General features: G+C 40.0%; 19 protein-coding genes. 4 read left to right on the top strand and 15 right to left on the bottom strand.

Going from position 1 to position 21,357, the window contains the following annotated elements; all coding sequences use genetic code 11:
• Positions 1-3: 3 nt before the first annotated feature.
• The 6 genes from rnr to ACH30E_RS08480 all read right to left on the bottom strand — a co-directional run bounded on the left by rnr (position 4) and on the right by ACH30E_RS08480 (position 5,854).
• Entirely contained in the window at positions 4-2,058 is a 2,055-nt protein-coding gene (gene rnr / locus ACH30E_RS08505) for a ribonuclease R (RefSeq protein ID WP_490824448.1), read from the bottom strand.
• Complete coding sequence (lpxK, locus tag ACH30E_RS08500; RefSeq protein ID WP_490824447.1) at positions 2,055-3,140, bottom strand: tetraacyldisaccharide 4'-kinase; 1,086 nt, start codon at positions 3,138-3,140, stop codon at positions 2,055-2,057. Before lpxK ends, rnr begins: the two co-directional genes overlap by 4 nt.
• The gene (locus tag ACH30E_RS08495; RefSeq protein WP_294993037.1) at positions 3,130-3,699 is read right to left on the bottom strand and encodes a 5-formyltetrahydrofolate cyclo-ligase; all 570 of its coding nucleotides are present in this window, start codon (positions 3,697-3,699) and stop codon (positions 3,130-3,132) included. Before ACH30E_RS08495 ends, lpxK begins: the two co-directional genes overlap by 11 nt.
• 6 nt (positions 3,700-3,705) lie before the next feature.
• On the bottom strand, positions 3,706-4,353 hold the full coding sequence (gene bioD / locus ACH30E_RS08490; RefSeq protein ID WP_490824446.1) for a dethiobiotin synthase: 648 nt from the start codon (positions 4,351-4,353) through the stop codon (positions 3,706-3,708).
• Between the two features lie 128 nt (positions 4,354-4,481).
• Positions 4,482-5,027 (bottom strand): RsmD family RNA methyltransferase, encoded by a 546-nt coding sequence (locus ACH30E_RS08485; protein ID WP_294993043.1) that lies wholly within the window; start codon positions 5,025-5,027, stop codon positions 4,482-4,484.
• On the bottom strand, positions 5,024-5,854 hold the full coding sequence (locus ACH30E_RS08480; RefSeq protein WP_490824445.1) for a DUF3822 family protein: 831 nt from the start codon (positions 5,852-5,854) through the stop codon (positions 5,024-5,026). The genes ACH30E_RS08485 and ACH30E_RS08480 overlap by 4 nt, the downstream gene beginning before the upstream one ends.
• 78 nt (positions 5,855-5,932) lie before the next feature.
• Between ACH30E_RS08480 and ACH30E_RS08475 the strand changes: the two genes are divergently transcribed.
• Together ACH30E_RS08475 and ACH30E_RS08470 are read left to right on the top strand one after the other, a co-directional pair.
• Positions 5,933-7,291, top strand: a complete 1,359-nt coding sequence (locus ACH30E_RS08475; RefSeq protein ID WP_490824444.1) for an MATE family efflux transporter — start codon at positions 5,933-5,935, stop codon at positions 7,289-7,291.
• Positions 7,292-7,409: 118 nt separating this feature from the next.
• Positions 7,410-8,072 (top strand): hypothetical protein, encoded by a 663-nt coding sequence (locus ACH30E_RS08470; protein WP_490824443.1) that lies wholly within the window; start codon positions 7,410-7,412, stop codon positions 8,070-8,072.
• Between the two features lie 51 nt (positions 8,073-8,123).
• Here ACH30E_RS08470 and ACH30E_RS08465 read toward each other — a convergent pair whose 3' ends face one another.
• From ACH30E_RS08465 to ACH30E_RS08425, 9 genes are all read right to left on the bottom strand, one after another.
• On the bottom strand, positions 8,124-8,384 hold the full coding sequence (locus tag ACH30E_RS08465) for an acyl-CoA-binding protein (RefSeq protein ID WP_490824442.1): 261 nt from the start codon (positions 8,382-8,384) through the stop codon (positions 8,124-8,126).
• 24 nt (positions 8,385-8,408) lie between these two features.
• A complete protein-coding gene (locus ACH30E_RS08460) occupies positions 8,409-9,176 on the bottom strand; it encodes a tetratricopeptide repeat protein (protein ID WP_490824441.1) in 768 nt (255 codons plus the stop codon).
• Positions 9,173-9,541, bottom strand: coding sequence for a dihydroneopterin aldolase (gene folB / locus ACH30E_RS08455; RefSeq protein WP_294993061.1), 369 nt, complete (start codon positions 9,539-9,541; stop codon positions 9,173-9,175). Before folB ends, ACH30E_RS08460 begins: the two co-directional genes overlap by 4 nt.
• 116 nt (positions 9,542-9,657) lie before the next feature.
• Positions 9,658-10,605, bottom strand: coding sequence for a thioredoxin-disulfide reductase (gene trxB / locus ACH30E_RS08450; RefSeq protein ID WP_490824440.1), 948 nt, complete (start codon positions 10,603-10,605; stop codon positions 9,658-9,660).
• Positions 10,606-10,682: 77 nt separating this feature from the next.
• The gene (locus ACH30E_RS08445; protein ID WP_490824439.1) at positions 10,683-11,564 is read right to left on the bottom strand and encodes a DUF4249 domain-containing protein; all 882 of its coding nucleotides are present in this window, start codon (positions 11,562-11,564) and stop codon (positions 10,683-10,685) included.
• An 89-nt stretch (positions 11,565-11,653) separates the two neighbouring features.
• On the bottom strand, positions 11,654-12,511 hold the full coding sequence (locus ACH30E_RS08440; RefSeq protein WP_026770093.1) for a sigma-70 family RNA polymerase sigma factor: 858 nt from the start codon (positions 12,509-12,511) through the stop codon (positions 11,654-11,656).
• A 184-nt stretch (positions 12,512-12,695) separates the two neighbouring features.
• The gene (locus ACH30E_RS08435; RefSeq protein ID WP_490824438.1) at positions 12,696-15,893 is read right to left on the bottom strand and encodes an efflux RND transporter permease subunit; all 3,198 of its coding nucleotides are present in this window, start codon (positions 15,891-15,893) and stop codon (positions 12,696-12,698) included.
• A 25-nt stretch (positions 15,894-15,918) separates the two neighbouring features.
• Entirely contained in the window at positions 15,919-17,034 is a 1,116-nt protein-coding gene (locus tag ACH30E_RS08430) for an efflux RND transporter periplasmic adaptor subunit (RefSeq protein ID WP_490824437.1), read from the bottom strand.
• Positions 17,035-17,065: 31 nt separating this feature from the next.
• Complete coding sequence (locus ACH30E_RS08425) at positions 17,066-18,403, bottom strand: TolC family protein (RefSeq protein WP_294993077.1); 1,338 nt, start codon at positions 18,401-18,403, stop codon at positions 17,066-17,068.
• Between the two features lie 227 nt (positions 18,404-18,630).
• Here ACH30E_RS08425 and ltaE point away from each other — a divergent pair, with 227 nt between their 5' ends.
• Positions 18,631-19,644 carry a low-specificity L-threonine aldolase gene (gene ltaE, locus ACH30E_RS08420; RefSeq protein ID WP_294993080.1) on the top strand — a complete coding sequence of 338 codons (1,014 nt, stop codon included), beginning with the start codon at positions 18,631-18,633 and terminating at the stop codon, positions 19,642-19,644.
• Between the two features lie 53 nt (positions 19,645-19,697).
• Positions 19,698-21,356: a glucose-6-phosphate isomerase gene (gene pgi / locus ACH30E_RS08415; RefSeq protein ID WP_490824436.1), complete on the top strand. Its 1,659-nt coding sequence runs from the start codon at positions 19,698-19,700 to the stop codon at positions 21,354-21,356.
• Position 21,357 lies beyond the last annotated feature (1 nt).

Genomic DNA, 21,357 nt, shown 5'->3' with positions numbered 1-21,357 from the left:
CTATTATTTCTTCTTCTTCTGAACCTTGGCTTTGGGTTTATGAGTTAAAGTACCTTCTGCAGCAGCTTTGGCTGATTTGGGTGTTTTCTTTTCATCGCCACCAAGTACCCATTCATAATCAAGCTGTCTTTTTTCAAGATTAGCAGCTACCACCCTGATCGTTACTTTATCACCCATTCTAAAAGTACGTCCGCTTCTATGACCTACAAGGCTATAATCACTTTCCACCAACCTGAAATCATCATAGTCAGTTAGGCTTAATAAACTAACGAGTCCCTCACATTTATGTGCCACTGTTTCAACCCAAAAACCGAAACTGGCTACACCACTGATAACCCCTTCAAAAGTTTCTCCGAGGTAATCGCGCATATACTCTACCTGTTTATACTTGTTACCTGCCCTTTCACATTCCATTGCTGCCCGTTCGCGATCGCTGCTGTGCTTACATTTCTCCTCCATTTTCTTATCGATCATGGGCTTGCCCTGCAACACTGATTGCAATACCCTGTGTACGAGTACATCCGGATATCGCCTGATTGGTGAAGTAAAATGGCAATAGTGTTCGAAAGAAAGACCATAGTGACCAATATTCTCGGTTGTATACACTGCTTTTGCCATGGTTCGGATACCCAGTTGTTCTAAAACATGTTGTTCGGGTTTGCCTTTCGCAGCTTCAAGCATTGTATTAAAGCTTCTGGCAATTGATTCAGGCGAGCTTAGATCGAATTTGTGTCCGTATTTTTTGGCAAAATCCATAAACGGTGCCAGCTTTTCCGCATCAGGCTGGTCGTGTACCCTGTAAGGAAAAGGAATCCCTTTTTTATTGATCTGAATCTTGGAAACATTCTCTGCAACAGTTCTGTTGGCGAGTAACATAAATTCTTCAATCAGTTGATGAGCTTCTTTGCTTTCTTTTACAACAATGCCTATAGGCTTTCCTTTTTCATCGAGCTTAAAGCGAACTTCCTGCGATGAGAAATTGATGGCTCCCTTGCTGAAACGTTTTTTTCGCATACGTTGTGCGAAGTCATTTAACAGCAATATTTCATCCAGGTATTTGCCTTCTTTCTTTTCAATAATTTCCTGCACATCTTCATATGTAAAACGATGATCAGAATGAATGACCGTTCTGCCTAACCAATATTGTTTTACTTCTCCTTTTGTATTCATCTGGAAAATGGCAGAAAAGGTGAATTTATCTTCATGGGGTCTTAAGGAACATAATTCATTTGATATACGTTCCGGCAACATAGGGTTTACCCTGTCTGGAAGATAAACAGAAGTAGCACGTTTGTAGGCTTCTTCATCCAGTTCTGTTTCCGGGGATACGTAATAGCTCACATCTGCAATATGTACGCCTATTTCATAAATTCCGTTAGATAATAAGCGAATCGAAATAGCATCATCAAAATCTTTAGCATCAACAGGATCGATGGTGAATGTCAGGATATCTCTGCAGTCTTTTCTTTTCTTAATTTCTTCGCTATCCAGTATTTCCGGTAAACGCTCTGCTTCCTCTAAAACATCTTCTGAAAAGAATAAAGGGAACCCAGCCTGTGCCAGCAATTCTTTCATGGCCGCATCGTTCTCATCTTCCGGTTGCATGATACTCACAATTTCTCCTACCGGTTTCTTATCTTCTTTATCCCATTTTACCAGTCTGGCTACTACCCTGTCTTTGTGTTTTGCCCCATTCAATGAACTAAGGGGGATGAACAGATCCGGCATTGGTTTATCTGTGTCTGGTACAAAAAAGGCGAAGTTGGTAGACAGTTGCACATAACCTATGAATTCGGTCTGCCTGCGCGAAACCACTTCTGTAATTTTTCCTTCTTTTTTACCGGTACGACCATTTTCTTTTACCACTTTCACGCGTACAACGTCGCCATTGAGAGCGTTCAAAAAATCACCAGGGCGTACCAATACATCACCGGTGCCATTTTCTATCACAACATAGCCCATACCAGAGCGGGTTACTTCAAGTTTACCTTTAAGTAACTGTGCCTGTGAGGGCTTTGATTTCTGCTTTTGTTTTTGTTTACTTTTTTTTCTACTCATGTCATCGGCTTGAAGTTAAAGTTCCTGATAAAATCAGTAACCATCGCATTAAATTGTTCACCTTCTCCAAACAGGAACTCGTGCCTGATTGGTAACACATACATCGGAAGATTGGCTAATTCGTCACGGAATTTCATGAGGCGAACCGCATCTTTTTCAGTAGTCAGGATGATTTTGTCTTTTGCATGAATTTCATCAAACTTTGTCCTTATTTCATTCAGGTCATCTATAGAGAAAATATGGTGATCAGAATAGTCCTGTTGGTAATAAGTATGTGTTCTTTCGAGAAGATAATCTTTCAGTGGTTTTGGATTGGCAATACCACAAACCAGTAATACCTCATCGCGTGGGGTTAATAACCATTCGTCATCGTAATTGAAGATATGATAAGGAACCCCATAAGCAATTCGGGTAAAAAATACTTTTTGGTCGGCATTGGGTTGAAGGCTGCGAATGATCTGTTGTTTTTTTTCATAACTCAGATCCTGCGGACATTTTGTAACCACTATTACAGAAGCTCGTTTTGCAGACGCTTTTTCATCGCGTAAATCGCCTGTTGGCAGGAAAAAATCCTGCATGTAAATATTGCTGTATTCTGTTAATAATATATTGAACCCGGCTTTTACCGAACGATGCTGAAAAGCATCATCGAGTATAATTGCCTGCAGGTCTGAAACATCTTGTAGCAATTGCGGAATAGCCACCAATCTTTCTTCACCCACAGCCACAGGAACATTCGGAAATTTCAGGTGAAACAACATGGGCTCATCGCCTATTTCAAGTGCCGTTGTGTTATTTCCTGCCAATACATATCCTTTTGTTTTCCGCTTATATCCCCTGCTAAGTGTACCGACTTTGAATTGTGCGCTAAGCAGGTACAGCAAATATTCAACCATGGGAGATTTACCGGTACCACCAACAGCCAGGTTACCAACACAGATCAGTGGGAAATTAAATCCGGAAGATTTGAGGTATTGTTTATCGAACATCCAATTCCTGATGCGTATTACCAAACCATACAGCAGGGCAACTGGCAATAATAGAACTCGGAACGATTTAAGAAAAAGGGTATTAAAATTCATAGATATCCTTCGGCGTAATACAGTAATTCAAAGGTACATCAAATTCATGGGTGTCGGAGATAAGGGGAATGGGTTCGAAATAGCTGAATCCTATTTTAACAATATCTGGTTTGCATTCAGGTAGAAAACGATCATAGAACCCCTTACCATACCCTAATCTATAGCCATTTTCATCACATAAAAGCATTGGGACGAATATGACATCAATATCCATGGGGTCTAATACTGGTTCATAAATGGGCTCTTCAATGCCCCATTCATTTTGTTGGAATATGGTAGAATCTGATACCAGATGTGCAGAAATGCGATGTTCCTGCAAATTGCTAACCGGGTAAGCGAATTGTAAGCCCGGAAGAAAATGTTCTAAATATGACTCAAATAACGCAACATTCGGTTCTCCATATTTATCCATGGGCATATAACTCATCAGAATTTGCCAGGGGTCAAGTGGTAAACGCTGCAATTGAATGAGCATGAGATCATCCATGATCATCCTTTCGCGCGCAGATAGTTGTTGTCTTTCTGCTTTGATTTTTTTTCTTAGTTCCTGTTTAGTCATTTGAGGTTACAATACCGATGCTAAGTTGTTTTTCAGCAAATCCGCATAATAATGGATGGTATCAGGATTTTTTTGTTCAAGGTAAGGAATTGTTCCCAGAGAAGGATAGCCTGTCCACTCAACAATTTCCTGTTCATAATCGAGGTATTGATCACTAAATATCCAACCGGCCACATCAATTCCATGCTGCTTACAGTAAGCTGCAGTCAGTCTGGAATGATTGATACTTCCAAGATAATTACGGCTTACCAAAATTACCTTTGCATTCAACCGTTTAGCAAGATCGGCAACAGTTTCATTCTTATTCAATGGCACCAGTAATCCTCCTGCACCTTCAATAATCAATTGCTTACTACCTAATGCACCAAGTATATCGGTGCATTGTTTTTGAATAAAAGATAAGTCAATTTCCATCCCTTCTTTTGCCGCTGCTATATGTGGAGATGCGGGCATTGCTAAACAATATGCTTCCTTGTGTATTACTGTATTGGCATTGCTGATTAATGCAGCCACTGTTTGGGCATCTGTACCATCTGCAAAGCCAGCCTGTACAGGCTTCCAGTAATCAGCATGCAATGCTTCAGTAACAATTGCTGAAACTAATGTTTTACCAATATCGGTACCAATGCCGGTTATGAGGATGGGTTGGCGCATATTGTGAATTGTCAATGGTGAATCGTCAATGTCCAGATGTGAATTGTCAATGGTGAATTGTCAATAGGGAGTAATTAATATTCTTTAATCACCCGTAAAATTGACCATTCACCATTGACAATTCACATCTAACCATTCACACTATTAAAAAAGGAAAACAACGTCGTTCCATAATTTCTTTGAAAACTGAATCCCTGGAATTTCTCATAATTGTTCCTCGGTGTGTGTTCGAGCACAAAAAAGCCACCGGGTCTGATCATTTTTTTCGCTACAATTATTTTCGGTATTTCATCAATAGTGCCCAGTGCATATGGTGGGCCCGCGAATATGAAATCAAAGTCTTCAGTGCAGGTATTTAGGTAGGCAAAAACATCCATTTTAAGGATCTTATGGTTTTCCATACCCAACATGGTCGCATTATTTTTTATGAAACCATGCATGATCGTATCTTTTTCTACAATGGTAAGATCAGCCGCCCCTCTTGATGCCAACTCATAACTGATACAACCTGTGCCCCCAAATAAATCAAGTATTTTAATGCCTTCAAAATCCATTCGGTTTTGTAGTATGTTGAATAGACCCTCTTTAGCTATATCTGTAGTTGGCCGCGTATGCGGCATGTTTGCAGGTGGACTTATCCTTCGTCCACCCCATTTCCCTGAAATAATCCTCATATGATTGAATTAAAGAAAGGGGTAAAAGTATGTGGATGATGTGATTCAAGCATACCTGGGAGTAGTAATGATTCAGGAATTTGCTTAAACTGTCTGTTCACAAAGAGCATCTGTAATTTTCGGTGTAATTCGCCATGCGGTTCTATAAACCCACTCATCTCCAACATAATATCTTCTGGTTGTAACTGGTACTCTTTCAGTAAAGCTAGTATATGATAGCCTATATCTTCCGGACAGCTATAATCGTATGTTTGGATGAATTGCAGTTGATTATTATCCCATAATGTTACAATAAAGGTTGATTGATAAACCTGTAAGAATAACAAATGTGGTGTTTGGTTTTGCGACAACGATTCAACTATTTCAGTATAAATATGCTTGAACTGATAAAGGTGAAAATGTCGGAGAGCCTGCTCGTGGATAGATTTCTTTACCCGGTAAACATTCATCATCGGCTTTTCCGTATCCAGTTTATCGTGTTTGGTGTCGTCGGTATAATTATCTCCGAATAAAAGGGCTAAAAAATCTTCACCCGCGGCATTACTTGATTTTTCAACTGGTATCATTACGGCCTCTTTAAAATTACAAGTAATGAAAACCTGATCAAAATGATGCTCGAGCAATACGGAATTTCGCTTTATTTCAAAAAAAACATCGCTCCAATCGTTTATATCATCAGTAAGCTCAAAAAATTCGAACGCATAAGGTTTTCCGTCAGCTATCACCGCACAGGCTACATGAACGGGCGCAATATCCAGTCTTAAGGTTTTGCCATTACCCGAATCGATTCCAGCGGGATGATAAAATGCAATTGTTTTTTGGGCCATTGTTCGATTATTCTTTGCAATGATATAAAAAAAGACCCTGAGTTCAACACCTGTTTTAATAGTAGCTTTGCGCGGCCCATGGCTTCCGCAGGATCAAATATTAACTTACAGGTGTCTGTAACAAACAGGCAGATATTGTCAATCGCATTGCCAATATCGGCTTCTATTGTTGTTCCTCAGATCAATTTTATCACAAATAATATTTTCCTTGGCGGACTTGGACAGAAAGCATTGGGTGTAGCGGGCATTACAGGCGTTTATTACCTCATTTTTGCTGTTATTGGAAATGGACTGAATAACGGGCTTCAGGCGCTTATATCCAGAAGAGCCGGTGAAAACCGTATTGATCAGATAGGAAACCTATTTTCCCAGGGTATTCGCATTTCTCTGATATTCTCATTATTTGGTATCCTTTTTACCTGGTTTTTTGCCCCTATTTTATTTCGATTCGCTCTGCATGATGCACAAAGCGTTAAAATGGCTATTGAGTTTCTGAACATCCGTATGCTGGGACTGCCTTTTTTGTATATATACCAAATGAGAAATGCATTACTCGTGGGCATCAATCAGAGCCGATTACTGATTATAGGAACCGCAGTAGAAGCTTTCACCAATATCTATTTTGATTATGGGTTTATTTATGGCAAATTAGGACTCCCCGAATTAGGGTTTAATGGGGCTGCTTATGCATCCATCATTTCTGAAATAGCAGGGTTGCTGGTTATTTTTTTGGTGATACACAAAAAAGGACTAGGACAAAAGCTCGAATTGTTTAAGAATATACAATTCGACTGGATCAATGTAAAATTGATTTTACGTATCTCCTTCCCTATTATTATGCAATTAGCAATCAGTGTAATTAGCTGGGAGTTTTTTTATATACTTATTGAGCACCATGGCGAAAGGGATCTAGCCATCTCGAATACCATGCGAAATATTTTTGGATTTTTTGGTTGTTTTACCTGGGCATTCGGAGCAACCGCCAATAGTATGGTAAGCAATATTATTGGTCAGGGATTAGAACATCGCGTACCTGAATTGGTCAATAAAATAATGAAGTGGAGTTTAGGTTTTGCCGTTTGTGTATGTATTATTCTAAATCTATTTCCTCATACATTTCTTTCCATATACGGACAAGGAGAAGGGTTTATTGAAGCAGCTATTCCGGTTATGCGAATCGTGTCTTTTGCATTGGTATTAATGGCTGTATCAGTAATCTGGCTGAACGCAGTTACCGGAACGGGAAATACAAAAGTGAACCTGTACAGCGAAATAGCAGCAATATGTCTTTACTGCATTTATGTATACATCGTACTTGAAAAACTTAACCTCCCCATTGGCTGGGGTTGGGCAAGTGAAGGAATATACTGGACTACCCTGCTCATCCCTTCTTTCTGGTTTATGCGTAGCGGTAGATGGAAGCTGGGGAAGATCTAGTCCATAGACCATGGACCATGGTCTATGGACTATGCACTACAAGCTTGTAATCAATTGTTAAATAACACTAATACATTCCTACTATATTTTATTTGTCTTTTCTTAGTAAAAAAATGCGATGAAAAAAACACTATTATGGATTTTGGGAACTGTGATTACATCGGCCAGCTTTGCTCAATTTCAAAAAAATGACCGATTATTGGCTGGTCAGGTTTTCTTTAATAATGGCGCTGAAAAAAATTCAATCTCCAATACAAAAGTTACTGGATTTAGCACAGGTATAAATCTCTCTGCATCAAAATTCAGCTCACCTACAAGATTTAATAGTATTCAACTTTCTTATTCTAATACAACAAATAAACAGGAAAGTGGAAGCAATATCAATAAGTTCTCCTATAACCAAATAGGGCTTGCTTTAGGACATACCATGCTTTCGCAACTTGCCAATAGATTTTACCTGAGCTTTCCTTTTACCGGAGGTTTTAGTGTGGGGAATGGCAAAACCAGGAACAATAATGTATTGTCATCTTCCAGTAATTCTTTTTCAGTAGCAATCTCTGCTAATATGGGTTTATTATACCAGACACAAAAAAGATGGGTGTTCATGGCTAATATCATATCACTAGGACAGATATCTTATAATAATGCGCGGACAAAAGCATATAACAATGCCGGACTGGTAGTAAGTGATGTAAAAAACAACAGTATTAACTTCACAGGAGGTTTCAATGGTACACCATTCAATAATCTTTCGATTGGTGTCGGGTACCTTATCCGTTAAAATAACCAAATTTAAAAAGCCACTGCATTTAGATAGCAGTGGCTTTTTAAATTATGCTCCTTTTAATTTATTAATGAGATCTACGTATTGCTGCATGGCGTCGTCTTTTGTCATGCCTTTTAGTTTTACCCAGGCTTCATGTTTAAATTTTGCAACAAAATCGAACATGTTTTCCGGGCCTGCATCATTATTATCACCTTCTGTAGCTTGTTTATAAAGCGAATAAAGTTTTAACAGGGTTTCGTTATCAGGCTTTTCTGTTAGTGTTTTACTGTTGGCAACAGCCGTTGTAAATAGTTCTTGTAATGACATAGTTAGGGTTTATATTCTTAATTATTATTGCATTGATTCCAACAATTTGGCCCCTTCGGCTTTTAAGCCAATGTCGTCTCCGGTACGCGTAGGTAGCTTCACCAGTTTATTCAATACTTCAATGGCTTTTGCGGGTTGTCTGCTTTCTTTATAAGCTTTAGCAAGATCCAGGTAATTGGCTACAAAATAGGGTTCAAGTGTTTTACATTTTTCCATGTATTGAATCGCTTTATCCAGATCGCTAGGTGGTAACCCACCGTATAATAGCTTCACAGCAGCTTTTTTGAAACCAGATAATGTTACCATCTCATAATGCCATTTGCCCATGGTATAATTTGCTTTGGCATGTTCAGGGTTTATTTGCAGTGCTTTTTCGGCATACTGTAGAATATCTTTAACGTAGGCAACCACTTGTTTGTTTTCGGTTTCAATATCCGTCATTTTCCCTGATGCCATTGCCATAGCATAGGCAGCGTCGGCCTGTGTACTATCTGCCTGCCAGGCTCTTTTTGCGTAAGATAAAGCCGTTTCATAAAACAAGCGCTTTGTTTTTTTATCTGTTTGTTTGCCTCCGATAGAAGCACTCAGTTCTGCGGCCCTAACCAGTGCCTTTATTTGTGTCGGCTCTGTAGTGAGGATTTGTTTGTACTTCTCTAATGCTTCATTGTCTTTCTGCACCCTTTCCAGGTTGCTGGCTTCTTTATACAGAATATTAATGTCCTGCGCAGCAATTAATTGTACGGAAAGCATTATTACTGAGAGAGTGACCCACTTTTTAAAAAAAATCTTCATGCTTGAATGTCTTTTCGGTGAATGGAAAGTGAAACACCTGTAGCTCCGATAAAACCTGCTATAGGTGGATGCATTTTCCGAATAGCAATATTCACTTCTTCAGCCAGAGAAAACTGTGCCAGAATATCTGATGCAATATTAGAAATCACTGTTTCCAGCAATGGTGTAGCCTCTTGCATATGTTTCTTCACCAGTTCGAATAAAGATACATAGTTGATGGTTTGCTCCAATTCAACAACGGGTAATACAGGGGGATGATAGTTAACTGTCAGATCAATGATAAAATCATTCCCCAACACTTTCTCCTCTTCATACAACCCGTGGTATGCGTGTAACTGTAGTTGGTGGAGATGGATGGAAAGCATATATATATGAAATAAGAAATAAGGAATGAGAAATAAGGAATAAAAAAGTAGGGAGAAAAAGGAATTGGGTAGCAGAATCTCACTTTCTCATTCCTTATTCCTTATTTCTATGTTTCTCAGGCCAACCCTTTGGATGTAAGATAGCGTTCTGCATCGAGTGCGGCCATGCATCCGCTGCCTGCGGCGGTTACAGCCTGGCGGTAATTTTTATCCTGTACATCGCCGGCGGCAAACACACCTTCCAGGTTGGTTTTGGTGGTGCCAGGAATAGTTTTTATATAGCCTGTATCATCCATATCGATCCAACCTTTAAAAATATCGCTGTTGGGTTGGTGACCGATAGCAACGAAAAATCCGCTGATAGGAATTTCTTCTGTATTACCAGTTTGGTTATTCTTAATGCGAACAGCATCTACTTTTTTCTCACCCAAAATTTCATCTGTGTCTGTGTTCCAGTACACTTTAATATTTGGAGTATTTAGCACACGATCCTGCATTACTTTACTTGCACGCATCTGATCTCTGCGAATAAACATGTGTACAGTGGTGCAGAGTTTCGACAGATAAAGTGCTTCTTCAGCAGCAGTATCTCCTGCCCCTACGATAGCAACATCTTTTCCTTTGAAGAAAAATCCATCACATACTGCGCAGGCACTAACCCCAAAACCATTTAATCTTTGTTCACTTTCCAGTCCCAGCCACTTAGCTGATGCGCCAGTGCTGATGATCACAGCATCTGCTTCGATCCATTTTTCTTCATCTATTTCAACGCGATAGGGCTGCTTGCTGAAATCTACTTTTGTAGCCAGTCCATAACGTATATCTGCACCCATACGTGCAGCCTGTTTCTCAAAATGTACCATCATTTCCGGCCCCTGAATACCTTCAGGATAACCCGGATAGTTTTCTACTTCTGTGGTAATGGTGAGCTGTCCACCTGGTTGTATACCCTGGTATAATACGGGTTTCATATTTGCACGGGCTGCATAAATTGCGGCTGTGTAACCGGCAGGCCCTGAGCCGATAATCAATACATGTACTTTTTCTGTTGCTTCACTTGCCATACTGTGTGTTTTACTTATTAGACGAACAAATTTATAGAACCCTTGCAGTTTTAAATGCCGGTTTTACACAGTATCGTCTATTTGGGGATAATAAGGCTTTTATATTGTGATGCGTAACCGCAAAAAGCCCCTAAAGCGCCATTACTTATATTGCCGATTACCTTTCCGGGAGAAGAAAAGGGATTGCCGATGGATTGAAAATTGAATTCCCAGGTTCGCCAGAAATCAAAGGTGGGTTTTGATATATTACAAAGTTTTATAACGGCTGTATCACCTTTGGCAAAAAAGCCATACTCTTTAAAGTCTATCTCCTCGTTTCTATTAACACCTTTATCAATCTGGATATCATAAGTTTTTCCATCAATAATATTATCGTCGAAAACAGAATTGGCACCGGGAAAATAAGGCTGGTTGTTTACACTGGTGAAATAACGGATATAGTTTCCAAGTCCGGGAGGGTCAGTTACCCTGGCCATAATAACTACCTTGGCGCTATCTTCATTATTAGGTGCTTTCTTCCACCAGAGAGAGTCGATCGTTTTTGTAAGCAGGGGTATTTCTGTTTCGCTGGTATAGGTATTACCATCTACGGTTATGCTTAATTTGTACTTTTTACCTTGTTGACCAGTTAATGGTTGCGAATTGAGAGGATCATTGCTGTAAAAAAAGATACGGTTACCATTGGATCCTCTTATCTCAAATTCTTTCATCGGATATACCGTATTTCCTTCCTGAATGGTTACGGTGGCATTGTGTACAAAAGAATTAGCTAATTCTGCCGAGTCGATGGTGGTGAAGAAATTGAGTGATTTACTTAAAAATATAAGTGGAGGGCGATTTGTTTCAATTTCTGCGTCTACTACAAGTTTGGGGCTTGCGGATATTGGAGATATATCAATGTCTCTCTCACATCCGGTCATTGCCATCCATACAAACAAAGCTCCAATCAAGCGTTTCATGCGGCAAATTTACTTTAAAACATATGATAAAATAATCATAAAAAAGCCCTTCCAAAAGTGAAAGGGCTTTTTTAGAAACTAAATAGTTATTAGCCTAGATAAGCTTTGAGGGCATTGCTATAACGTGCTTTTTGCAAGCGTTTGATAGCCCTTTCCTTAATCTGGCGGATACGTTCTTTGGTAAGATCGTATTTCATACCAATTTGTTCAATGGTTACACCGTTTTCACCGTCTAGACCAAAATACGCGTTAACGATTTCGGCTTCGCGTGGACTAAGTGATTTCAGTACCCTGCGGATTTCTTCGCGGAGTGAATCTTTCATCACATCATCATCTGTGTCATCACTACCTTCCAATAAGTCACCCATGGCTACATCTTCAGCTTCGTGCACAGGGGCATCCAGTGAAGTGTGACGGGTGTTGCTTTGGAAAATGTTGTTGATCTCGGTCTCACTCATTTCCAGGATTTCAGCAAGCTCTTCTGTTGAAGGCTCACGCTCATGTTCCTGTTCAAAAGCCATATAAGCTTTATTGGCTTTGTTGTAGGTGCCAATTTTGTTTTGAGGCAGGCGGACCAATCTGCCCTGCTCTGCCAACGCTTGTAAAATGGACTGGCGAATCCACCATACGGCGTATGAGATGAATTTAAAACCCTTGGTTTCATCGAAACGCTGGGCTGCTTTTATCAAACCGAGGTTTCCCTCGTTGATCAGATCGCTAAGTGAAAGGCCTTGGTGCTGGTACTGCTTAGCCACAGATACCACGAAACGTAAGTTCGCCTGCACCAATTTGTCGAGTGCTCTCTGATCACCCATCTTGATTCTTTGGGCCAGTGTTGTTTCCTCTTCAGGGGTGATCATCGGAATTTTCGAGATTTCCTGTAAGTACTTCTCAACGGCTTGTGAATCGCGATTGGTAATCTGTGTTGCAATTTTGAGCTGCCTCATGTTGTGCTATTATCTATTTATATAAACGACTATTAGACCCCTAATGTTGCATAAAAGCTGTCGACTGATACGTTAAAATTTTGCACCAAAACCGCTTTCAGAAGCGTGCAAAGTTACGAATCAGCCTTTGAATATGCCAGTTTTTGTGGAAAAACTTGCTTAAATGGGCAAAAAAATCGGCCATTTAACTAATTCTACCCTCTGCAATCGATTGATCCACAGCTTCTTCTGTAAGCTGGGCTTCCCGCAGCTTTTTAAGTTTGCGGCCATATGCCAGTTTGGTAAACAATACAAACAGTACCGGTACCACAAAAATGGCCAAAGTAGTAGCTGCCAGCATACCGCCAAAAACAGTCCACCCTATCGTTTTCCTCGATTCTGCGGCAGCCCCACTTGCAAAAACCAGTGGTAATACCCCAAGAATAAAGGCAAAGGAGGTCATTATGATCGGTCTTAATCGTAATTCCACAGCCTGTAAAGTGGCATGTACCACTTCAACCCCCTTATCCACCCTCTCCTTGGCAAATTCCACGATCAGGATGGCATTTTTAGCTGCCAGTCCAATCAAGGTTATCAAACCAATCTGCGCATAGATATTATTGGTAATTGAAGGCAGTAATGTAAGAGTTAAGATTGAACCAAATGCCCCAATCGGAACCGCAAACAATACTGAGAATGGAATAGACCAACTTTCATACAATGCTGCCAGAAACAGGAATACAAACACAATGGAAATCGCAAAAATATAAGTGCTGCTTCCACCGGCTTTTATCTCTTCCCTGCTCATACCGGTAAATTCATACCCATACCCTGCTGGTAATTCTTTAGCCGCCACTTCTTTAATGGCCTCAATGGCTTGTCCACTGCTGAAACCAGGTTTAGCCGAACCATTTATATCTATAGACCGGTAAAGGTTGAAGTGCGTAATGAGCGCAGGGTTTTCGATTACTTTTGTTGTTACCAATGTATTTAATGGTATCATACTACCCTGGTTATTCCTTACATAATAATTTGCCAGTTGCGCTACAGATCCACGGAAACTGCTATCAGCCTGTGCTACCACCCTGAAATTTCTTCCATAGAGGTTAAAATCATTTACGTAGCTACTTCCTAAAAGGGTTGACATCGTACTATAAACTTCGGCAACTGATACACCAAGTTTTTTGGCTTTTTCTTTGTCTACATCTACCTGATAAGCAGGTGTACGGGTTGAAAAGAAGGTATAAGCTATTGCAATTTCAGGTCGCTGGTTTAATGCACCCAGGAATTTTCTGGTCACCGCTTCAAATTGCTGGATATTATCCGTACTGGTTGTTTGCTGAATCGCAAAACTAAATCCGGCACTTTGTCCAAGTCCGGGAATCGCTGGTGGTGCAATTGGCAATACTCTTGCTTCTTTCACATTGGCAGTTCGTTTCATTATTTCTGCAATTACTCCCTGCAACTGCAGTTCTTTGCTCTTTCTTTCTTCCCAAGGCTTCAGGTTTACGAACATCGTACCTGTATTAGACTTGTTTGAAAAGTTGAGGATGTTTAAACCAGCCAATCCACCTACCACTTTAACGGCAGGAATATCCTGCACCCTGGCCATCAGGTCTTTCATCATGGCGATATTTCGCGTTGTTGAAGTTCCTTCCGGCATTTCATAGGTAACGAATAAGCGGCCCTCATCTTCGGTTGGAATAAATGCAGATGGTTTGTTTTTGAATAATATGAACAGCCCCGCAAATAAGCAAACCATCATAATTAAAACATATGGTGTTGCTTTTATCCATTTACCTACACTTCTTCCGTATCTTCTGGTAACTCTTCCGAAACCATTATTAAAGCTGATAAAGAAACGATCGAGCAGGTTCTTTTTCGCATCGGCATCTTTTGATGGCTTCAGCATAATACTGCACAAAGCAGGAGTCAGTGAAAGTGCCACAAATGCAGAAATTAAAACAGATACTGCAATGGTAATAGCAAATTGCTGGTAAAGTCTACCCACTATACCTGGAATAAACCCAACCGGAATAAACACCGCTGCAAGGATTAATGCAATGGCAATTACCGGACCTGATATTTCCTTCATGGCTTTTTGTGTGGCTTCTTTGGGCGACATCTTACCATGATCAATATTATGTTGCACTGCCTCCACTACCACAATTGCATCATCCACCACAATACCGATAGCCAATACAAAGGCGAATAAGGTTAGTGTATTAATGGTAAAACCAAAGGGAACAAAAAGTATAAATGTACCGATCAATGAAACCGGGATGGCTAAAACGGGTATTAAAGTAGCCCTCCAGTTTTGCAGGAATAAAAACACCACAAATACTACCAATAATAAAGCTTCAATGAGTGTATGCATTACCTCATTAATCGACACTTTTACTACAGAAGCGGTTTCGAGTGGTATCAGGTAATCAACATCTTTAGGGAAGGTTTTGCGCATATTTTCCAATGCCTTAATAACCCCATTATACGTATCTAATGCATTTGCTCCGGGTGCCTGGTATATCAGGATAAAAGCACAAGGCTTACCATTTACAAAAGCATTGGATGAATAATCAAACTTACCCAGTTCAACCCTTGCAACATCTTTCAGGTAAACGAGACTACCACTTACTGGTTGGGTCTTTACAATAATTTTTTCAAACTGCTCTTTGGTATTAATGCGGCTATTGGTGAGTACGCTATATTCAAACACCTGTGCACCCGGTTGTGGATTTCCTCCTACCGTTCCTGCGGCTATTTGTAAATTCTGTTCAGTTAACGCAGCATTAATATCTGCTGGTGTGAGCGAAAGTGCAGCGAGTTTTTGTGGATCAAGCCAGATACGCATTCCGAAATCATCTGCACGTGCTACAATATCACCCACTCCCTTCACCCTTAATAAGGCGTCTTTCAGGTAGATGTTAGCATAGTTCCCTAAAAACAATGCGTCATGTGTACCATTCGGAGAATACAAGGCAAGTGCAATCATAATGCTTGGATTACGCTTGCGTGTTGTTAATCCTAATCTTTTTACCGCATCTGGCAAAGTAGGTTCTGCCACTGCTACCCTGTTTTGTACATCGAGTGTAGCAAGGTCAATATTGGTACCCACTTCAAATGAAACAGTAATACTACTCTGTCCGCTACCAGTACTGTTACTGTTAATGAAAGTCATACCAGGAGTACCATTCACCTGTGTCTCAATAGCTGTTGTAGTAGTTTGTTCTACTGTTTGGGCATCGGCACCAAAATAGTTACCACTGATAGCAACAGTTGGTGGTGTAATATCCGGATACTGAGCCACCGGTAATGTGCTCAGAGAGATAAGTCCAACCAGCACAATCACAATCGATACTACGATGGCTGTAACTGGTCTTTTTATAAATATATCTGCAATCATGCTTTTCTTTTTATGTTAATCCACCCTATTGTTTTGCTGGTGCAGCAGATGGAACGGTAATTTTCGCTCCTTCACGTAAATTCTGTACACCTTCAACAGCAATCTTTTCACCTGCCGTTAATCCATCTGTCACAATAATGCTTTTACCAATCTGTTTACTTAGTTTGAGTTTACGCTGATTTACGGTATTACTATCTGTTACTACATACACAAAAAATTCACCTAATTGTTCCGTAATCGCTTTATATGGAATCAATACTGCCTCGGTATTTTGCTTATTTAATACCCTTACGAGTGTAGTCATACCAGGTTTCAGTAAGTCTTTCCCATTTGGAAAACTCAACCTTGTTTTTATTGTTCCTGTTTGTGGATTTACGGCCCTATCTATCAGGCTAATTTTTCCCGTATAAGGATAGATATCATTTCCAAATGCAATCGTAAAAGTGGAATCTGTTGAACCTGTTTGTTGTAATTGAGAGAAGCGATATAGGTCTTGTTGATTTACTTCAAAATCTACCGCAATAGGATCATTGGTAGATACTGTATTTAAAATCGTTTGTCCTGCCACCACTGCTGTTCCTTCTTTTACCTGTGATATACCGATTGTTCCGGTAAAAGGGGCATAAATTGTGGCGAAGTTAACACTGCTCTTCGTGCTGTTTAAAGCTGCTCTTGCTGCTTCAACCTGCTTTTTAGCAGCGGCCAGTGCGGCATCGGCATAATCTACCTGTTGCTTGGCAATCGCATCGTTTTTATCCAGTTCATGGTAGCGATCTGCATCTTTTTGTGCCTTTATGAGGTTGGTTTCCTGCACCTGAAGATTGGCCAGTGCCTGCTGGTAATTGGCATTGTATACCTGGGCATCGATAGAATAGAGTTTTTGTCCTTTTTGAACCCTATCACCATCTTTAAAATAAATACCGGTAATATAACCACTTACCTGAGCACGTATTTCAGTTTGGTTAAGCGCTACAACAGTGCCGGGATATTCATCATGAAATACAGCAGCAGTTGTCTCAACCGTATCAATAGTAATAGCTACTGCTGGCGGTGCTGTAGATGCCTGAGTAGTAGGTTGAGGGTTTCCACAAGCCATTGCTCCGGTAATGGCGCATATAATGATGTAGTAGTTTTTGTTCATGGAAAACATAATATAAGATTGCTTGAATGAATTAATAATTGATTTGACCTAAAGCTCTTTTAACATCAACCTTACTGGCCAATACCAGGTAAAGCGCATTGTAATAATTAATTTGAGAAGTTCGTAGGTCGGTTTCAGCAGTAATTACTTCTAAATAGGTTTTTACACCTGCTTTGTATTGCAGATCAATAATACCATAAACCTCTTTTGCCAGATCCAGGTTTTCTTTTAATGCAGTGAAATTACTGTAGCTGGCTTTGTAGGCAGCGAGAGCCTGGGCATATTGTGTGTTTACAGTTTGTTTGAATTGAAGTATATCAAGTTCTTTTCTTTTAATCTGCCAGCCTGCCTGATCAATATTGGCTTTACGTTTACCACCCTGTAAAAGAGGGAACGATAATGTAAGTGCCGCAAAAGAGTTCGGAAAATTATTACTATATAATTTACTGAACTGGTTGTTCTGATAATTTAGGTTATAGGCTCCATTTAAGCTTACCTGAGGAAGGAATGACCATTTCTCATATTGCAGGTTTGCGTTGAGTAGTTTTTGTTGGGTTTGCAATAAAACATACTCTGGTCTTGCTGTTGCATCTGCCACCTGAAGTGTGTCTAGTGATACTTCCTTTTCCAATAATAAACTATCGTATTGGATAGGTAAAGAAAGACTGTCAGGATATCCCATCAGGTTTTTCAGGTAGCTGATTTTTGCTTCAAGGGCAGATTGGTTGGCCGACCTGGTTGCACGTGTATTGTTTAACAGAATGGTAGCCCTTTTGTAATCAGTTTTATCAGCAATGCCTGCTTTATATTGATTGGTGGCCACTGCCAGACTGTTCTGAATGCGAGTAATATTTTCATCTGCCACTTTTATTTGCTGCATAGTGGCCAATACATCGTAAAAGGCTTTGGATACACCAGCAACCAGTTCTACTTTGTTTAATCCTGTTTGTTGTTTGGCCTGGTTGCGTACGTCTGCCTGACTCCTGTTTGCCAATAATGCATCGCGATTAAATATATTTTGTGATACATTGAACTGGGCATTAGAGGTATTATTTACACCAAGTCTGATAGGGTTACCGCCGATAATATTGGTCGGCACCTGAAAATTATGTTGCAGGCTATAATTGAAATTTAACTGAGGATACCAGGCGGAAAGTTTGTTTCGCAAAGTTGTTTCAACAATTTCCTGGTCAATTTCAGCCTGCTTAATTGTTGGCTGGTGTTTAAGTGCATACTGTATAACCTGGTCAAGTGTGCCCTGTGTTAAATAAAGAGGGTCGTTATTTGTTTGACTATAACCAATCAGGCTCGTCCATAATAATAAATTCATCAACAATATCCTGTAGCAGGAACGTATTTGTAGCATCATAAGTTTTTCTTTTCGCTTTTCTGGAATGGCGACAGGTAATCGTAAGGCGTTTTATCTGCAGAAGTCAGCAAAACTTCAATTGAGGGTTACAATTTTGAAGAAAATGCGTGTAAAGGTATAAAGGAATGATTCATAGTTGCAACATTATTTTGTCAGATTTTCATAATTTGGATGAGCGGAGCATGTAAATATTGCTTTCGCTTACTTAGACCTTATCTTTGAGAACTATGATCGATTTTCGGAGCGACACTGTTACCAGACCTACCCCTGGTATGAAAGAAGCCATGTTTGCGGCACCCATTGGTGATGATGTTTTTGGAGAAGATCCTACCGTTAACCAACTGGAAAAATTTAGCGCAGCTTTATTTGGAATGGAAGCCGGGCTGTTTTGTCCCAGTGGCACAATGACCAATCAGATTGCTATTAAATGTCATACCCAACCGGGTGATGAAGTGATATGTGATTTCTTATCGCATATATACCAATATGAGGGCGGAGGAATTGCTTTTAATAGCGGTTGTTCAGTTCGTTTGCTGGATGGAAACAGAGGCAGGATTACTGCAGACCAGGTTGCAGCTGCCATTAACCCCAACGATATTCATAAGCCGGTTACCACACTTGTATCACTTGAAAATACAGCAAACAGAGGCGGTGGAAGTTGTTATGATTTTAATGAAATACAAGCAATTAAATCCGTTTGCTTAAAGCATAATTTGAAGTTGCATTTAGATGGTGCAAGACTTTTCAATGCCCTGGTTGCTAAAAATGAAACCTGCAAGCAATACGGAGAAGTGTTTGATACAATTTCCATTTGTTTAAGTAAAGGATTAGGCGCTCCTGTTGGAAGTGTGCTATTGGGGCCTGCAGATTTTATTCGCAAAGCCAGACGATTTAGAAAGGTATTTGGTGGAGGTATGCGTCAGGCTGGATTTATGGCTGCTGCTGGTTTATATGCATTAGAGCATCATGTGGCCAGGTTACAAGAAGACCATTCACATGCACAATTACTGGTAAACGCATTAAAGGAAAAAGATTTTGTCGGGGAAATTCTGCCCGTTGAAACCAATATCATTATTTTTGAGGTCAATGGACGCTTCACCGCCCCCGATCTGGTGACAACCCTCCAACGATCCAATATTCTTGCCATAGCCATATCTCCTACCCAGATCAGGCTCGTGGTACATTTAGATATTACACCTGCCAAAATTCAGGAAACACTAAATGTTTTAAAAGCCCTATAGAACGATTGTTGTATTAGCAAGGATTAAAAGTATTTAAAAGAGCAAGCAAACACATGTTACCTAAGATCAACCCTACGAATACGCAGGCATGGTTCCTGTTGCAGAAACATTATGAGGAAGAAATGAACCGCAGGCATATGCGAGACCTGTTTGCAGCCGACCCGGATCGATTCAAAAAATTCTCCCTTGTTTTTAATGATATACTTTTTGATTATTCCAAAAATATCATCAACCAGAAAACACTGCAGTTATTACTGCAACTTGCGGACGATTGCAAACTGAAAGATGCCATTCACGAAATGTTTGCAGGCATCAAGATCAATGAAACAGAGCACCGTTCCGTTTTACATACTGCTTTGCGCAATTTTTCTGATATGCCCATCCTGGTAGACGGCAAAGACATTATGCCGCATATTCAAAGGGTACAGGCGCACATGAAAACATTTTGTGAGGAAGTACACAGCGGTAAACACAAAGGATATACAGGCAAAAAAATTCGCTTTATTGTTAATATAGGAATTGGTGGTAGCGATCTGGGACCAGTAATGGTTACAGAAGCACTCAAACCTTATTGGAAGAAAGGAATAGAAACCTACTTTGTAAGCAATATTGATGGTACGCATATCAGCGAAGTGCTAAAACTGGTTCGTCCGGAAGAAACACTATTCCTTGTTGCGTCTAAAACATTTACTACACAGGAAACCATGACCAATGCACATACTGCAAGAAACTGGTTCCTTGAAAAAGCCGTTGATGAAAAACATATTGCCAAACATTTTGTGGCACTTAGTACCAATGAACAGGCCGTAACGGCATTTGGCATTGACAAAAAGAACATGTTCGAATTTTGGGATTGGGTTGGCGGTCGTTATTCATTGTGGAGTGCAATCGGATTATCTATTGCACTGACCATCGGCTATGATCATTTTGAAGATTTATTGAAAGGTGCTTATGCTGCTGACGAACATTTCAGAAAAGAAAAATTTGATAAGAATATTCCCGTATTGATGGCTTTATTAGGTATCTGGTACACCAATTTCTTTGGTGCACAAAGCGAAGCTATTCTACCTTACGACCAATATTTACACCGCTTTGCCGCCTATTTCCAGCAGGGAAATATGGAAAGTAATGGCAAGAGTATCGATAGAAGCGGTAACCCGGTTAACTACAGCACAGGCCCTGTAATCTGGGGTGAGCCCGGAACGAATGGCCAACATGCTTTTTATCAATTGTTGCACCAGGGAACACCATTAGTACCTGCCGACTTTATAGCCCCTGCAATTAGTCATAACCCAATAGGCGATCATCACCAGAAACTATTATCCAACTTTTTCGCTCAAACAGAAGCATTGATGAATGGTAAATCTGAAAATGAAGTGAAGATTGAATTGATGAAGGAGGAGAAAAATCAGGAGGAAATAAAAAAACTTACCCCTTTTAAAATTTTTGAAGGAAATAAACCTACTAATTCAATACTGGTAAAAGAGGTAAATCCATTCACTTTGGGATCACTTATTGCATTGTATGAGCATAAGATATTTGTGCAGGGAGTAATCTGGAATATATACAGTTTTGATCAATGGGGTGTTGAACTAGGCAAACAATTGGCCAACCGTGTGTTACCAGAATTGGCGATTGAGGATAAAATAAATTCCCACGACAGTTCTACCAACGGTTTGATCAATGCTTACAAACAATTCCGTAAGGTATAGT

Source organism: Sediminibacterium sp. FW305-C-61, assembly GCF_058231065.1.
Note: the sequence above shows the minus strand (reverse complement) of the source record. Positions and strands in the feature narration are given on the sequence as shown.

What these genes read in the sequence shown, in the direction of transcription:
- ACH30E_RS08475 (WP_490824444.1), top strand. Translation starts at nt 5,933, where the DNA reads ATGGCTTCCGCAGGATCAAATATTAACTTACAGGTGTCTGTAACAAAC.
- ACH30E_RS08470 (WP_490824443.1), top strand. Translation starts at nt 7,410, where the DNA reads ATGAAAAAAACACTATTATGGATTTTGGGAACTGTGATTACATCGGCC.
- bioD (WP_490824446.1), bottom strand. Translation starts at nt 4,353, where the DNA reads ATGCGCCAACCCATCCTCATAACCGGCATTGGTACCGATATTGGTAAA.
- ACH30E_RS08485 (WP_294993043.1), bottom strand. Translation starts at nt 5,027, where the DNA reads ATGAGGATTATTTCAGGGAAATGGGGTGGACGAAGGATAAGTCCACCT.
- folB (WP_294993061.1), bottom strand. Translation starts at nt 9,541, where the DNA reads ATGCTTTCCATCCATCTCCACCAACTACAGTTACACGCATACCACGGG.
- ACH30E_RS08435 (WP_490824438.1), bottom strand. Translation starts at nt 15,893, where the DNA reads ATGATTGCAGATATATTTATAAAAAGACCAGTTACAGCCATCGTAGTA.
- ACH30E_RS08445 (WP_490824439.1), bottom strand. Translation starts at nt 11,564, where the DNA reads ATGAAACGCTTGATTGGAGCTTTGTTTGTATGGATGGCAATGACCGGA.
- ACH30E_RS08495 (WP_294993037.1), bottom strand. Translation starts at nt 3,699, where the DNA reads ATGACTAAACAGGAACTAAGAAAAAAAATCAAAGCAGAAAGACAACAA.
- trxB (WP_490824440.1), bottom strand. Translation starts at nt 10,605, where the DNA reads ATGGCAAGTGAAGCAACAGAAAAAGTACATGTATTGATTATCGGCTCA.
- ACH30E_RS08480 (WP_490824445.1), bottom strand. Translation starts at nt 5,854, where the DNA reads ATGGCCCAAAAAACAATTGCATTTTATCATCCCGCTGGAATCGATTCG.
- ACH30E_RS08425 (WP_294993077.1), bottom strand. Translation starts at nt 18,403, where the DNA reads ATGATGCTACAAATACGTTCCTGCTACAGGATATTGTTGATGAATTTA.
- ACH30E_RS08430 (WP_490824437.1), bottom strand. Translation starts at nt 17,034, where the DNA reads ATGAACAAAAACTACTACATCATTATATGCGCCATTACCGGAGCAATG.
- ACH30E_RS08465 (WP_490824442.1), bottom strand. Translation starts at nt 8,384, where the DNA reads ATGTCATTACAAGAACTATTTACAACGGCTGTTGCCAACAGTAAAACA.
- pgi (WP_490824436.1), top strand. Translation starts at nt 19,698, where the DNA reads ATGTTACCTAAGATCAACCCTACGAATACGCAGGCATGGTTCCTGTTG.
- lpxK (WP_490824447.1), bottom strand. Translation starts at nt 3,140, where the DNA reads ATGAATTTTAATACCCTTTTTCTTAAATCGTTCCGAGTTCTATTATTG.
- rnr (WP_490824448.1), bottom strand. Translation starts at nt 2,058, where the DNA reads ATGAGTAGAAAAAAAAGTAAACAAAAACAAAAGCAGAAATCAAAGCCC.
- ltaE (WP_294993080.1), top strand. Translation starts at nt 18,631, where the DNA reads ATGATCGATTTTCGGAGCGACACTGTTACCAGACCTACCCCTGGTATG.
- ACH30E_RS08460 (WP_490824441.1), bottom strand. Translation starts at nt 9,176, where the DNA reads ATGAAGATTTTTTTTAAAAAGTGGGTCACTCTCTCAGTAATAATGCTT.
- ACH30E_RS08440 (WP_026770093.1), bottom strand. Translation starts at nt 12,511, where the DNA reads ATGAGGCAGCTCAAAATTGCAACACAGATTACCAATCGCGATTCACAA.